15 protein-coding genes and 1 riboswitch are annotated in these 14,422 nt (G+C 33.8%); of the genes, 3 read left to right on the forward strand and 12 right to left on the reverse strand.

Annotated features, from left to right (window positions below; translation table 11 throughout):
* Positions 1-32: 32 nt before the first annotated feature.
* Both BUB90_RS05090 and BUB90_RS05095 read right to left on the reverse strand, forming a co-directional pair.
* Entirely contained in the window at positions 33-797 is a 765-nt protein-coding gene (locus BUB90_RS05090) for a class I SAM-dependent DNA methyltransferase (protein WP_073284001.1), read from the reverse strand.
* Between the two features lie 178 nt (positions 798-975).
* Complete coding sequence (locus tag BUB90_RS05095) at positions 976-1,818, reverse strand: collagen-like triple helix repeat-containing protein (RefSeq protein ID WP_073284004.1); 843 nt, start codon at positions 1,816-1,818, stop codon at positions 976-978.
* A gap of 133 nt (positions 1,819-1,951) precedes the next feature.
* Between BUB90_RS05095 and BUB90_RS05100 the strand changes: the two genes are divergently transcribed.
* Genes BUB90_RS05100 through BUB90_RS24085 form a run of 3 tightly spaced genes read left to right on the forward strand, consistent with a single transcriptional unit; the run spans position 1,952 to position 4,808 of the window.
* Positions 1,952-3,034, forward strand: coding sequence for a glycosyltransferase family 2 protein (locus tag BUB90_RS05100; RefSeq protein ID WP_073284007.1), 1,083 nt, complete (start codon positions 1,952-1,954; stop codon positions 3,032-3,034).
* Between the two features lie 29 nt (positions 3,035-3,063).
* Entirely contained in the window at positions 3,064-3,924 is an 861-nt protein-coding gene (locus BUB90_RS23215) for a BclA C-terminal domain-containing protein (RefSeq protein ID WP_073284010.1), read from the forward strand.
* Positions 3,925-3,938: 14 nt separating this feature from the next.
* A complete protein-coding gene (locus BUB90_RS24085) occupies positions 3,939-4,808 on the forward strand; it encodes a BclA C-terminal domain-containing protein (RefSeq protein WP_073284013.1) in 870 nt (289 codons plus the stop codon).
* Between the two features lie 142 nt (positions 4,809-4,950).
* Here the strand turns inward: BUB90_RS24085 and BUB90_RS05115 are convergent, their stop codons facing one another.
* The 10 genes from BUB90_RS05115 to BUB90_RS05160 form a co-directional block, all read right to left on the reverse strand.
* Positions 4,951-5,235, reverse strand: coding sequence for a Dabb family protein (locus BUB90_RS05115; protein WP_073284016.1), 285 nt, complete (start codon positions 5,233-5,235; stop codon positions 4,951-4,953).
* A gap of 20 nt (positions 5,236-5,255) precedes the next feature.
* Positions 5,256-6,119, reverse strand: a complete 864-nt coding sequence (locus BUB90_RS24225; protein ID WP_084139105.1) for a DUF6544 family protein — start codon at positions 6,117-6,119, stop codon at positions 5,256-5,258.
* A gap of 233 nt (positions 6,120-6,352) precedes the next feature.
* A complete protein-coding gene (locus BUB90_RS05125) occupies positions 6,353-6,889 on the reverse strand; it encodes a hypothetical protein (RefSeq protein WP_084139106.1) in 537 nt (178 codons plus the stop codon).
* Positions 6,876-7,295, reverse strand: coding sequence for a DUF4430 domain-containing protein (locus tag BUB90_RS05130; protein ID WP_073284022.1), 420 nt, complete (start codon positions 7,293-7,295; stop codon positions 6,876-6,878). The genes BUB90_RS05125 and BUB90_RS05130 overlap by 14 nt, the downstream gene beginning before the upstream one ends.
* Positions 7,296-7,427: 132 nt before the next feature.
* Positions 7,428-7,629, reverse strand: a riboswitch (cobalamin riboswitch).
* Positions 7,630-8,071: 442 nt separating this feature from the next.
* Complete coding sequence (locus BUB90_RS05135) at positions 8,072-9,688, reverse strand: ATP-binding cassette domain-containing protein (protein WP_073284025.1); 1,617 nt, start codon at positions 9,686-9,688, stop codon at positions 8,072-8,074.
* A 272-nt stretch (positions 9,689-9,960) separates the two neighbouring features.
* Complete coding sequence (locus tag BUB90_RS05140) at positions 9,961-10,809, reverse strand: sugar phosphate isomerase/epimerase family protein (RefSeq protein ID WP_073284029.1); 849 nt, start codon at positions 10,807-10,809, stop codon at positions 9,961-9,963.
* A gap of 53 nt (positions 10,810-10,862) precedes the next feature.
* Positions 10,863-11,588: a ThuA domain-containing protein gene (locus BUB90_RS05145; RefSeq protein WP_073284033.1), complete on the reverse strand. Its 726-nt coding sequence runs from the start codon at positions 11,586-11,588 to the stop codon at positions 10,863-10,865.
* 95 nt (positions 11,589-11,683) lie between these two features.
* Positions 11,684-12,055 (reverse strand): YkvA family protein, encoded by a 372-nt coding sequence (locus tag BUB90_RS05150; protein ID WP_330393751.1) that lies wholly within the window; start codon positions 12,053-12,055, stop codon positions 11,684-11,686.
* An 87-nt stretch (positions 12,056-12,142) separates the two neighbouring features.
* Positions 12,143-12,871 (reverse strand): glycerophosphodiester phosphodiesterase, encoded by a 729-nt coding sequence (locus tag BUB90_RS05155; RefSeq protein WP_073284037.1) that lies wholly within the window; start codon positions 12,869-12,871, stop codon positions 12,143-12,145.
* 587 nt (positions 12,872-13,458) lie between these two features.
* Positions 13,459-14,403, reverse strand: a complete 945-nt coding sequence (locus BUB90_RS05160; RefSeq protein ID WP_073284040.1) for a hypothetical protein — start codon at positions 14,401-14,403, stop codon at positions 13,459-13,461.
* Positions 14,404-14,422: the final 19 nt, after the last annotated feature.

Genomic DNA, 14,422 nt, shown 5'->3' on the forward strand with positions numbered 1-14,422 from the left:
GATTATGATATTCTTAAAATTATGATTGTAATCTATTTTACTAGCTTTAGAATTAGAAAACTAGGAGTCTGTATAAACGAATCATATCGATTATAGAATCGTTCTTTCCATTCTAGCGGTGGTGCTGGTTCTTCTACCTGAAGGATATGAAAACCTGCTTTGATAATGGCATTAAAATAATCACTAAATGTATGATGATAACTGCTACTTAAGTAATTGTTAATGGTATCATTGTATTCAATCCAAGGTTGCATGTAAGAACGTAGACTTTTATCTAGATATCTAATATTCCAATCCTCATCTGAGGGGAAAATACCGTTTTTATCAATAGGATAACCAGCCGTATAGACTGGATTCATCAAAGTAATAATACAACTACCTTCTTCATTTAATAAATTGAATAATTTGTAAAACAATGTATCAAGATCAAGGATATAGTGAAAGGTTGTTGAGGAAAATATAAAATCTACTTTATTCATATTTATTAAATCCAAATTATTGAGATCTCCTTTTGCAAATATAGCAGTTGAATTATTTCGTTGTGCTTTGTCTCGTGCAATATCTAGCATCTGTTGAGATAGATCAATTCCCGTAATTACATCAGGTTTTTCATTTTCTAATAAAAACGTAAACCTACCAGTACCACAACCTAAATCTATAATACTCTTGCCTTTTATCTTCGGTAGCATTTTCTGTATACAAGGCCATTCAATAGAATAACTATAAGAATCCGAATTCTCAGTAAAATCCTCATATGCCATAGCCATTACATTCCAACTTTCTTCTATTGTATTCATAGCATTTCTCCTCTTGTTTTTTATAAGAATAACAATAACTAACACATAATACTAGGATTAGAATGACTTTATCTGTTATCGTAATGTTCATAAACTACGACTATTAGTATGTAAGTTAATACGAGGGTCGCACATGTCAAAGAAATAATGTGTGACCCCTGTACATTGGTATTCAAAATTAATTGAGCACTGTTAAAGAACAATGTGCATCGTGAACCACTACTTGCTTTGGTATACGTAAATCAAATGTCAAATATATTGGCTCATCACAATGTTCTGTTGAGAAGAATATATCATTACCAAATACATATAATGGCACTTGAGAATTGTTAACACAATACTTTGAAAAACAAAAAATGTTCTTATTCCCACTGTTAGAAGTTATATTAACTTCTATTTGTAGGCTGTTATCTCTAGATTTACATAGTTCAATTAAGCATAATGAAAAAGTAATTTTGTATATACCATTTTTAGTTAATACTATTTTCCCAGTATCATTGAGAAATGCAATTTCATTCCCACATGCAAAGCGAGTGTTCCAGCACAACGGGGAATTATTATACCACTTGAAATTAGGGCATACTTCGGTGAGATATACAAAAGAATTTTTACATGTTCCATCATGTCCTGGTGGTCCAATAGGACCTTGTTCACCAGTTTCTCCTTTCTGACCGGTTGCTCCTCTTTTTCCGCAAGCTCCTCTTGGACCAGTGGGCCCCGTAGGTCCTATGCCAAGATCTATTGTTTCTAATACCCTTTGCATTTTATTCTTTAATACAAGCTGTGTTTCCGTAATTTTTTGTAATAAAGATTCTACACTTGCATTTACAGCCAGCAACTCATCATTGGAAGGATCGCATTCTTCATCTAATTTTTTTATTATATATTGAATCTTTTCTCCTTCAGCATTGATAATATGACTCAATGCAAGCTCCTCCATAGCTATGGAAGCTAATATCATATCAAGGGCTTTTTCTCTTGTTAAGTCTTCACTTATCGGAGGAAAATCTGGCATTGACATAGTTTGACCTCGATTTTTTTTTTATTACTTTATCATATTCATTTTATGTTGTCCATGTGGCAATAGAAATCTGATGACATAGGATTCATAATTTTTGATAATAAGAATATGAATGTAAAAAAAAGATGGTACTATGAATAAAATTAGTTTATGTATGATTGTACGAAATGAAGCCAGACATATTATAAAATGTTTAGAGCATGCTTTACCTTTCGTGGATGAAGTTGTCATAGTTGATACTGGTTCAACGGATAATACAATTGAAATCTGTCAGGAAAAAAACATTAAAGTATACTCGGTTCCATGGGAAAATGACTTTTCAAAAGCACGAAATTATAGTATTGGAATTGCAAAATATGATTGGATACTGTGCCTAGATGCAGATGAAGAAATTTTTATTGAAGATTCTATTGCTTTCAAAGAATCGTTATCAGATAACCAAGACTTATTTTACGTACAATTGCAACATTATGAAACCCATAATCTTGACAATTTAAATAATTCACATGTATCTTATCACTTTCGACTTTTTAAAAAAAGTTCGCAACTTACCTATGAAGGAAAAATCCACGAAAGACTTCATGTAACCCAAGGAATGCGTTATTCCTTAAATAAATTTATTAAAATTAACCATTTTGGTTATGATCAAATGAATAAGAAAGATAAATGCATACGGAATTTAACCATGTTGTTAGAAGATTGGAATAAGACACCCGATAATGTATGGTTAAATTATCATATCGCCTCTGAACTTTTTCAACAAAACGAAATCAGTATTGCCTACAAAATGATAAATCGAGCACTTCAATTAAGTATAACTAATAATTGCAAACCGCCAGCTATCTATTATAAGTTAAAATACGAAATTTTGCTTTATTCGCGAACTACTGTAAATGTTTTAGAAAGTTTAGAAAAGGTAATTTTATTATATCCAGATTATATTGATTTGTATTTCTATAAAGGAATTGTATTGGAACGTACCGCTAATTATAAGGAAGCAATTAAGATGTTTCAGTATTGTTTGACTCCGAGTGAAGTTAATTGCGGATATCTATATTTAGTCGGAGTTAATTCTTTTCTATCCTCATATCATATATATTTATGTTATTCATATCTTCATCTAGAAGAAGAGGCAGATAGAGAAATGGAACAAATTAACACGAAATATACATTATTTTATAATAATTTGTCATCTTACGAAAACTTATACATATAATGAACTATATAAAAAATTGGAGTATTTCTATGTCACAACCTACTTTTCCTTCCTTAAGCCCTAGCATAACTAGGGAAGAAGCCGTTAATCAAATAATATCTTCTATAGCTTATGAAGAGCTGGGTTTAAGCCATATTATTAATACAGAGGGCGAAAAGCTTCAGTATATTATAGGCACTATTCCTGGGGCAACTGGACCTGCTGCAACCGTTGAGGATGTTCTTGCCGCTAATGATAGTGTAAAGTCTACTTTAGACGCTATTTCTCAGAATCAATTATTATATAAGAGTAAACTTCAAACAGTATTGGCAGCTTCACCTTTAACTGGTCCAACTGGCCCAACTGGTGCTGTTGGAGCAACTGGACCTGCTGGCGGTCCTACCGGTCCTACCGGCGCTACCGGTCCTACTGGACCTACTGGAACAGCTGGAACCAATGGTCTTGCAGGTCCAACTGGCCCTACGGGCGCTAATTTCACAACTACAACTTCGTTCGCAGCTAATACTACTACAGGAACACCACTTGCAGTTGTTACGGCCGGAATATCAATACCTCTTCCTGATAATCAAGTATTACCAGCTGGTATAACTGTTAATGGTACTAATACTGTCTTCACTGTCGCTACGGCGGGTAGATACCGTATCTCCTATAGTGTTAACCTCACAGCCGGTGTTCTTCTTGGAACACGAATATTAGTTAATTCAAATCCTGTAGCAGCTTCTTCGATCAATGCTGTATTATCTTTATCTAACTATAAAGCTGAGTTTATTACCGATTTAACCGCAGGATCAACTGTGGAATTACAATTGTTTGGTGCTACTGTAAGTGCAACATTATTAACTGGTTCAGGTTCTCAAGGCGCTGCTCTTATGATAATGCGTCTAAGCTAATAAGGGGGATAATTATGTCATTACCAAGTTTTCCAAGTATAACCCCTCCCATTACACGAGAGGATGCTTTAAATCAGTTAATATCTTCCATTGCTTCCGAAGAATTAGGTATGAGTCATATACTTAATGCTGAAGGGGAAAAACTTCAATATATATTAGGAACACTTCCAGGGCTATCAGGCGGACCTGCAACGTATCAAGAAGTATTAGATGCGAATGATAGCGTATCAGATTTATTAAATAGTTCGATGGAGTTAACATTTCTATTAAAGAACAAATTGGATTTGGCGATGAATGCTCCTTCGATTCTAGGTCCAACTGGTCCATCTGGATTAACTGGAGCGGATGGTACCTTCCAAGGTGCTACTGGTCCAACTGGTCCAGCTGGTCCTAACGGAGCTATTGGTACAGTAGGAACAAATGGTGCTATTGGACCTACAGGAACATTTGCCCCAACTTCCACTACCACAACCGCTGGTTCTGCAGCTAACATTAATACTCTAGGAACTATTTTGACCGTCCCTTTAAGTGGTACACTTACTCTTTCTTTACCAAATGCTCAAATTTTTTCGCCCGATATTACAGTAAGTGGTGCTAATTCCGTTTTTACGGTTGCTAATGCAGGCACGTATCGATTATCATATAGTGTCAATACTACTCTTGCCTTACTATTAGGTACTAGATTATTAGTAAACGGATCACCATTAGCAGGATCTATTATCTCTCCTTTAGTTAGCGTATCTAATTATAACAATGAAGTCGAAGTTAATTTAACTGCTGGAAGTACCATATCACTACAATTTGTAAATACTACAATACTACCTGTACTTGTTACGTTAATATCAGGTGTAGGAGCTTCTTTAATGATAATAAGACTGAATTAAGATTGATATGCTAATAAAATAAGTTAATACGATAAAAAATACAACTAAAAAAACAGGAGATACTTTCTTAAGAAGTACCTCCTGTATTAAAGAGAGCATAGTACATTTTACTGGATTATAATGTTTTTTGCTCATCAGTTCGCTATATTTCAATATCAATTGCTGCTCTATCAATTCGAATACTCTTGCATAATTCAGATACTTTGATGTGGCGTGGATCGACTTTATATGTATTTAAGTCCACAAGGGAATCAAAGTTGGATATTAGGCAAGCATCAAACTTATTATTATCATTAATACTCTCTTTTACTTCCATATACTTAATCTCTGGAATTACTCCATATAACGATCTTAATCCGTCTAAAAACTTTTTCTTATTTTCCTCTTCATTTTCTTTAAATTTCCACATAACAATATGTCTAATCATAGATTTCCTCCTAAATGTGTCTAGTAGTTTATAATTGCTTCATTTATTGAGTATTGAATCTCAATGTTATCACTCTCAAAATAAGTGTCGACACCACCCGGGAGTATCCAATTTACACTAACGCTTCCCGGTTGAAAGTAACCATTCTGCTCTTTGTAATCAGAATAGGTTACATACCACGGTACCAGCGAGCTGCCTTTCCCGTTTTCGTCCATATATCGGTCATTCGTATCAAAACGTATTATGTAGCCATTATTGTCAAACGTAAATCTTCCCTTAGCAGAAACGTCTTTCCATGTAATCTCACCTTCAACGGTGTGGTCGTCAATAACTGTCCATGACACAAACTCCTGAAAAAACAAGGACGGCATATATACTGCGTCGGCAAGCGCAGTTATCAACTGACCCTGATCCATCTCTGCACCAGTAGAACGAAAAAGCTGAAACTGCTTGGCAAGTACACCTGTCATAGAGCCGAATCCGTCCAACATACTGTCTTTAGCCTGCAATGGAATCCCCGCTATTTTTCCTTTCAAAAAAGCGTGTCGGTCAGGTCTGTTCACAAAATTGACCTGCATGAATTTAATCTTAATTGGCTCTTTGCCCGCCGACATACGAAACTTTGTGTTGTGAAAATATATCAACATGTTATCCATATAGGGCTTACCGATATAGCCCCCATTAATGATATGCTGACGGAGCAGTGAAGGCAGTTCAACAATACAATCTTCCGTAAATACATTTTGTGTACTTCTTTTTCTATTTGTTTCGGCCAAAGAACTGTTTACATCTAGCAGATATTGCTTCCAAAGTCTTCCTCCGGGTATTGCCAAGTAGATCACTATGATTGCCAATGCAATCAAAACTATTACTACCCAAATCATATATTCCACCTCATGTTTCAAATATAGATAATATTTGTAATCATACCCCAGTAAATTTATTGTGTCAACGTAATTCTAGATACAAAAAATACCGCCCTGTTTATCCAATGGGCGGTATGCTGTGTAATGTGATAACATATATTTTATAGGGTTGCCCTATTATCGGCCCATTGTAGTTTCATACTATACAGGCTACTTGGACCAACCGCTATTGTTTTATATCCTAACAAACTTTATATACTATTAGTATAAGAAAACTTTTTAAGTTTTTTTAGTGCGTTTATTAAAGGTCTATATAAAACCAATGCAAGAACGAAATTACCCATACAATGAATGACATCCCATGGAATTCCTGCTATCCACCAAGCAAATGCTGTCCTAACTCCACCAATAAATAGATACAATAGGGAACCAAGCGCTCCAAAACATAACCCAAATATACCAGATACGATGCTCCAAAACCAAACGGAGTCTTGTTTACGAAACACATAGGCTATAATCGCAAGTATGGGCCAAGTATAGAGATACATAATAGACCAAATCCCCATTCCCCATATAAAAGTCTCAATACAAGTGAATATTATGATGGAATAGAATACCCTATAGCCAAATGTTAGAGTGAATACGATTATTAATAAGGATACAATCTCGATATTTGGTAAGAAGGATAATGCCATCTTTGAAGCAATTAAAGTGGCGGTCATTATACCTATAAGTGCAACATCATTAACAGTTAATTTACGTTTTTTATCTAATTTATTGTGCTTCATATGATATCTCGAAAGAATCTCCGTCGTAAACTGGTTGTGTTTCTATACCGTTATTACATAACTCCCCATTAACAGAGAAAGACCAAAACGCACCGTTGGCATCATAATCTGCTGTTACTCCATTAATTGTTTTTACAAATAATCCATATTGAGATTCTTCACCTTCAATTGTTAAATCTTTAATCTCTTCTAATGCATCTCTTAAGAATCCAGCATCTGTTTTTTGATTATATGTTGTACTATTTCCTTTGTCATCAATAACAGTAACAGTAATTGACTTAGAACCTTCAACAGGTTTTGGCGAAAATATTTTATAGGCACAAATTGCTCCTACTACTAATACAACTAAAATAGCTATACCGAGAATTATTTTCTTACTACTCATTTTGTTTTTTTCTTGTTCCATATGTGTTCTCCTTTTCTAATAAAAAATCCTTTTCAAACAGGAAGGTTTACCTGAGTAAAAGGATACGCATAAAAAGGCATATGTAGAGTGCAATTTCATTAACGTACAACCAGTTACTCGTGGTTAGGCAAAGCCTTTGTACCAGTCATGGCAGGTCTCCTGACTTTCAGATCATAGTATGTAACCATCTTCCCAGTTTCCTAGTGATTTAACGTGCATAACGTTGGTTACAAACTCCCTGATTACAGTGACGAGTTCGTACAGGATTCGCACCTGTTTCCCTTTTCACCAAATAAATATCCTTTATTTGGCACCTATGACATAATATTGAATTTATAAATCATTATATCCTATATATATACATATCGCAAGGCTTTCAATAATATTCCTTAAAGTTGTTATTCCCTTATACACACATAAATATTCTTTAGTTTTATTTTAATAGGTACGTATAACTAGAGTATAATTCGTCACACTGAACTGCAAGTTATGATAAACTACTATCAATAATGACTACATAGTCATAATGACTCTTTAGTCACATGGTCTGTTAAATATTATGACTCGATGGACTATATAACTAATAAGTCATTATGACTTAATATTCATAATGACCCAGTATTCATAATGACTTAGCATTCATAATGACTCGATATTCATAATGACTTATTAGTTATAAAGACTAATGGGTCATACCAATTTGACAGCCGTCATTTTAGCTCCGTAATTAATACTGTCAAAACGTCATTCTGGATACTTACTCCATGTGAATATACTTATATTGTACATTCCTTCATTCTATTTTCTTCAAAGATATACCTTCTATCACAGATCTTGCAGATCTGTTCTTTATGAGTAACGATAATTACTGTCTTACCTTTGAGATAGGTATCTATAAGTTCAATCATCTTAGTTTCAGTAACATCATCTACGTTACTTGTAGGTTCATCTAAAAAATAGATTTCTTTATTAATCAAAAGTCCACGAACTACATTCAAACGTTGTCTTTGACCGGTTGATATGAATACTCCACGCTCACCAAGTAAAGTATCAAGTCCTTTTTCTTGTTTGGATAGCCAATCGGACATACCTACTGCATAAAGCATCTCATACAGTTGTTCATCTGATATTGTTTTATTACCAAAGGCTAGATTCTCTCGTAATGTCAAATCTAACATCTCTGTATCCTGTGCGATATATACGGCATCAATGTTTTTGTTTAATGGTTTTCCATCAAGAAACATGGTATCTGTAGTTTCTATAATACCTGATAATATCTTAAGTATTGTTGTTTTTCCTTGACCACTTTCACCAGTAATACAGATTCGCTCGCCTTTATAAATATGGAATTCTGGGATTGTAATCGTTAACGCTTCTTCGTTTGAATCATATTGATATTCTAAATTATGTACTGCAATCTCATGAAATGTATCACTAATAGACGTAGTGGTATAAATCTCAGATTGTTCTCTTACAATTGCATCCATTTCCCTTTGTGATGCACAGAAGATGTTATAATCTCTTATAAATCCAGATATATTTCTGTTATTAAAAACTAGCTGTATAGTAATCAAGGACAAGTATGACATGAATTCAACAATTGGAAATGATGGATTTTTCTTATATAGTGCAAGCGCTACAAACATACAGATTGGACATAAAAGGTAATTTACCGTTTTATATAGTGTAAATCCAAGTTCGTTTCCAATAAGGTATCGCTTCGTTGCTTGCAAGTTTTCTTGTTGAACATTCCGTGATTTTTGCATAATAAAATCTAAACCACGCAATTTCTGAACAGTTGAAATATTGTTAATCCCATCCATGAATATTCTTGTTTGCTCTCCTTTTACAATAGTCATCCTTTTTAGATGCAAAGCGAGGAACCTAGAGCAAATCATACGAATTGCAATGGATAACAAGGATAATACAAGTATAATAATAGAAAACCATATAGAGTAATGGGTTATATATACCATTAGATACAGTATATAGATGACACTAACTGTTGCTAACAATAAACTGTTTAATAGAGTTGATTTTTTCTCAATTAATTGTGTTAATATACCTGCAATATAGCCCGTATTCCCCCGTTGTAAGGATTCCGGCTTGGTATAATACAACTTTTCATAATAAAAGTCATAGCTAGAATTACTTACATATGCTTGTATAACCCCATGCATACAATCTAATATGAATTCTAGTAATTCCCACAACAGTATATACACAATGAAAAAGATTGCTGCATGAATAAACTCACTTTTAACTAAATGTGCTGATGTAGTCTTGGATAGGGCTACTGTCATATAAGAATTCATAAATGACCAAATTAAAGTAAAAATAATACTGGCGATTAATAATTTCTTAGGGATTCCTGAAAATAATTTTTTAAACATATGTACTCCTCCTACTCGTTTTAAGTCTAATTAGTTTGCAAGCGACAAAAAAACCGATGTTTTGCTCACACAAAACATCGGTCCTACTGTCCAATTATTATGAAGATCTATGGAAGGATTTATGTTTTATGGTAGCAAAATAAATCGGTACACATAATGACTTTACCGATTATCACTTGGAGCATACTAATTTTGCATACATAGTATTTTGCTATCATAACATTACGTCCTTTCAGATATTTCTAACAATTATAGCACACATATTCTCTTTGTCAACCAATTAATTCCATATAGTTTGCTGACCTTTTGATGAAATCAATCTGATTATCAGCACCAAAGTGCTCAATAGCAAAGTAACCAGTATACTGATCCTGTAATAGCTTAGTTACAATTTCACCAATTGGCATATAGCCACTTCCAGTAGGGCAAGCTGCCATACCTTTGTTATATGTACCATTCTCATCCCTATTCTCTTCTATCCCTCTATCTTTACAATGTACATGAACAATATATGGTTTTAAAAGTTCATAACCGATTAACACGTTTTCATCGCTATGCACAAAGTTACCGGTATCTAAGGTGAATCGAAGGCCCGGAACTTCTTTCATAAACCATAATAGTTGGTTGGCTCTTGCATATGGAGCCGTATTAGAATCAAAATCCTCCAACGTTACGGTAATATTACTTTGAGATGCATAATTGGTAAGCCCTATTAATGCCTCCTTCATCTGAAGTACTTTAGAATTCTTATTCATTTCTTTGGTGGTTGTATCTTTATTATCGGATACTTGGTTTATGATAAAAGCTTCTTCCTCAGTAAGGAAACCTGGAACTATTAAAATCTTATCTGCACCTGTTCTCTTAGCCGCAAGGATATGGTCTTTTCCATAAGAAAGGTCGGTGGAATTACCAAAGTCATAAAATTCATAGATACAACTGATTTCCATATCAAGAGCACGAAGATTTTTCATGATGAATTCTTCGTTTTCAAGCAGGCACGTTAGATTGATTTCTATCCCCTTAATACCGCAGGATTTCGTAATTTGCAATGCTTCTTGTATTGTGATGTTTTGTTGCTCACAAGCTTCAAGTAGATGATCATAAAATACTGATATTTTCATATTATTTACTCCTATGTTTGATGATATAGACGATATATATTTATTCTTTAAGTCTAATATGATGATTCTAATGGTATTTTTATCTCGGGACAATCTAGGTGTTCTCGTTTGCGAAACTGTGGTTTTGCCCAGTAAACTGCATTATGTAGGATTGTCTGTATTTCTTTTTGATAATATACCGGGTATTCTTCATGTCCTGGTTGAAAATAAAATATCTTCCCAAGTCCTCTAGTAAAAGTCACTCCACTTCTGAAAACTTCTCCACTTGCAAACCAACCCATGAAGACAACATCATCAGGTTTTGGTATATCAAAATATTCTCCATAGGCTTCTTCTTGTGGAATTTCAAATTGCATGGGAACACCTGCAGCTATAGGATGTGCTGGTGCTGTGCACCATAGTCGTTCACGATCATCATGTCTCCAACGTAATGTCATAGATGTACCAAGTAATAGTTTTAATGGTTTGCTATAATGTCCAGAATGAAGTACGATAAATCCCATTCCCATATGTACATGATCCTTAATACGATTAGCAACTTCATCAGAGAGTTCCTCTTGCTTTGCATGGCTCCACCAAACTAGTACGTCTGTATCTGACAGTACTTCCTCAGTTAAACCATGTTCTGGCATATCAAAGGTTGCAGTTCTAACAGAAAACTCCTTATCTTTTTCTAGAAAACCTGCAATACACCTATGAATTCCTTCTGGATATATTTTTCTAATATTTTCGTATTCCTTCTCGTGGTAATATTCGTTCCAAACGGTTACTTTAGTCATGCATATTCTCCTTTTTGTCTACATTGTATGTTAGTGATGTAAGTTTTTTCTTATTTACTAGTTGTTAGTGTTGTAATGAAATATGTACGGTAGTATTAGAATAGAATGATGCTACATAGTATTAATACCCATATAACTATGATTGGAATAGCGTAATACCATTTCTTTGGCTTCCCATCTTTCCATAGGTTTTGTGATTTTGAACGACATGTTTCCATTACTTCATTTGGTATTAGTTTAATCGTACAAGCTATCAATGCCGGTAATAATATAATATCATCTAAATAACCTAATACAGGTATAAAATCTGGTATTAAGTCTATTGGAGACAATGCGTATACTATAGTAATTGCTGCCAAACACTTAGCTAGAACGGGTGTTTCTTTTTCTTTTAAAGCTAAAAAAACAGCCGGTAAATTAATCTTAAGCTCGCTTGCTCTTTTCTTGATAGACATCTTAATATTCATACTAATATTCCTCTTAGACAACAATTTGTTATTACATTAAATCAGCTAATAATTTTGAAAGTAATAATAAATTACTCTGATATGGTACTAACCTTCGATTTTCTCGATAAATGCTTTACATACGTCAGGATAATTCGTTATAGCTCCAGAAAGACCCCAGTCATATAATTTTTTCAAGTGGCCCATATCATTCACAGTCCACGCATTAACTAAAATACCATGTTTCTTGCAATTATTTACTACTGTTGTCGTAAGTTTTGTAATATCTGGATGATAACATTCCATACCATTACTCTTTGCATAGTATCCCGCGTTACCGATTTCTCGTTCCGTTAATATTCCACATGGAACTTCAGGAGCAAGTTGTTTACATTTGGCCATTGATAGATGATTAAAAGAAGAAAACATTACTTTATCTAGCATTTCGTATGACGTAAGCAAATCGATTACTTTTTTCTCAAGATTTGTATAATAAAACTTGCTATTTTTTAATTCTATATTTGTAGTAACATTCGTAGTCTTTACCCATGCAAGGTATTCTTCGAAACTTGGAATGGGTAGAAAATCAAACTCTTTCTTTTGTAGTTCTGCTGCATTGAATTTTTGTAGTTCTGCAAATGTATATTTGCGCACAAGACCTTCACCATCTGTAGTACGTTTTATACTCTCGTCATGAATGATAACAAGTACATTGTCCTTTGTTAATTGAACGTCTAATTCTATTTCATCGCATCCAGCCTCAACAGCCTTTTGAAAACTTAACATCGTATTTTCCGGATATAATCCGCTATAACCTCTATGTGCAATTATCTTCATTGTATTGAATCCTTTCTAATTGAATATTCGTAGTGCACACACTTTATCAGACGCACTTTATGAATCGAATAATGATCATCGGGTGAAATCAAATGCTCACTTTGTTCGCGCCGATTTCCTTCCGATAAGAAATTATCAGATACACTCCGTGATCGAATAATGCTCTAGAACTTCGTTCTATCGCTAACTTATCGGGTGAAATCAAATGCTCACTTTGTTCGCGCTTGATTTCCTTCCGATAAGTTACATTATATATGGTCGAGAGTGGTGATTCAAGGTATAACGACTTTTTTACATACAGTTTCTTACCTTGTAAATTGGTTAATTCATACAAGTTCTTTTATACGCCCTATTGCTTATCTATTTTCGCTTTTTATTAATAGGTATAGGATAAGTCGTAATTTTAAATCAAATGACTTAAAATTGATTTTAGGACGTGGCATTTTATTCCATATCGTGATATTTAATGGTGATCTCGTTTCGTTTTTAGTAAGAAAGTATGTTAGCATAAAAATATTTCGTTAAATTGTTATTTAACGAAATATTTTATAAACGCTATGTACTTAGGATTGCTTTATTTACTAATATTAATTATAAGCTAGCTCATTAATAATATTTGTTACTTTTTCACGTGTACCATCAATGAAATTCATGGCCACAGGACGATGTATAGCCCCGGAAACCAATGATAAATGAAATTCGTGTAAAAGCTTATCTATTAAAATCATTTTACTATTGTAACCTTGTGCACGAATCCAATTTTGTATGTACTCATCAAATACCTTAGCTGCTGCACCCGAAGGCATATTGTTTTTCCGATAGTTTCTTCGATATTCTCTATAGGAATATTGATAACCACATTTGCATTCTCTGAAATCATCATGACCTTCAATTACACTATTACAATTATGGCATCTAATCATGTATCTTTCCAGAAGCTCCATATCCTCTTTACCATATTTACATCTTAGATAAAGAGTTAATCCAATCTCGTCCGCTAGTACTTCATCTGGTATGCCTTTTGAATCTAACAAATAAAGCTGTTTCAATTTAGTAATATTCAATTTGTCGGGCCATTTGAATTTATTGTACCGATCTTTTATTACGTTATCTTGCTGCAATATAGTTTCATGTTTTTCTTTTTGAATTCTTATCTTATTCCGCTCTGCCTGACGCTTATTTTTCTCTGCGATTTTTTCCAGAAAATTTTTATTCTCCTTATTATAGAATGATTGGATATAATCAAGTAGCAAGTGATACGTATCCGTATCTGTGACCGATATAGTATCAATAGTAAATCGGTCCTTCTCTATTATGATCCCAGTAACTAGATACACTCCCGATTTTCCAATCCGGTACATCCAACCATTTTTTTCCGACCAAGTGGGAATACCAAATCTCAGATCATATTTATCTAAAATAACGTTAGAGAACTCACGAAAAAAGCAGGAAATTTCTTTATTAAAAAATTGGTCTAAATCAGTTATTTCTGGTCTATGACTTTTCGGATATTCTTCTATGAATTTACTCACTTGTATTTGCCTCCCTATC

It is taken from the genome of Anaerosporobacter mobilis DSM 15930, assembly GCF_900142955.1.
Lineage (GTDB): Bacteria > Bacillota > Clostridia > Lachnospirales > Lachnospiraceae > Anaerosporobacter > Anaerosporobacter mobilis.

What these genes read in the sequence shown, in the direction of transcription:
- BUB90_RS05090 (WP_073284001.1), bottom strand. Translation starts at nt 797, where the DNA reads ATGAATACAATAGAAGAAAGTTGGAATGTAATGGCTATGGCATATGAG.
- BUB90_RS05095 (WP_073284004.1), bottom strand. Translation starts at nt 1,818, where the DNA reads ATGTCAATGCCAGATTTTCCTCCGATAAGTGAAGACTTAACAAGAGAA.
- BUB90_RS05100 (WP_073284007.1), top strand. Translation starts at nt 1,952, where the DNA reads ATGAATAAAATTAGTTTATGTATGATTGTACGAAATGAAGCCAGACAT.
- BUB90_RS23215 (WP_073284010.1), top strand. Translation starts at nt 3,064, where the DNA reads ATGTCACAACCTACTTTTCCTTCCTTAAGCCCTAGCATAACTAGGGAA.
- BUB90_RS24085 (WP_073284013.1), top strand. Translation starts at nt 3,939, where the DNA reads ATGTCATTACCAAGTTTTCCAAGTATAACCCCTCCCATTACACGAGAG.
- BUB90_RS05115 (WP_073284016.1), bottom strand. Translation starts at nt 5,235, where the DNA reads ATGATTAGACATATTGTTATGTGGAAATTTAAAGAAAATGAAGAGGAA.
- BUB90_RS24225 (WP_084139105.1), bottom strand. Translation starts at nt 6,119, where the DNA reads ATGATTTGGGTAGTAATAGTTTTGATTGCATTGGCAATCATAGTGATC.
- BUB90_RS05125 (WP_084139106.1), bottom strand. Translation starts at nt 6,889, where the DNA reads ATGAAGCACAATAAATTAGATAAAAAACGTAAATTAACTGTTAATGAT.
- BUB90_RS05130 (WP_073284022.1), bottom strand. Translation starts at nt 7,295, where the DNA reads ATGGAACAAGAAAAAAACAAAATGAGTAGTAAGAAAATAATTCTCGGT.
- BUB90_RS05135 (WP_073284025.1), bottom strand. Translation starts at nt 9,688, where the DNA reads ATGTTTAAAAAATTATTTTCAGGAATCCCTAAGAAATTATTAATCGCC.
- BUB90_RS05140 (WP_073284029.1), bottom strand. Translation starts at nt 10,809, where the DNA reads ATGAAAATATCAGTATTTTATGATCATCTACTTGAAGCTTGTGAGCAA.
- BUB90_RS05145 (WP_073284033.1), bottom strand. Translation starts at nt 11,588, where the DNA reads ATGACTAAAGTAACCGTTTGGAACGAATATTACCACGAGAAGGAATAC.
- BUB90_RS05150 (WP_330393751.1), bottom strand. Translation starts at nt 12,055, where the DNA reads ATGAATATTAAGATGTCTATCAAGAAAAGAGCAAGCGAGCTTAAGATT.
- BUB90_RS05155 (WP_073284037.1), bottom strand. Translation starts at nt 12,871, where the DNA reads ATGAAGATAATTGCACATAGAGGTTATAGCGGATTATATCCGGAAAAT.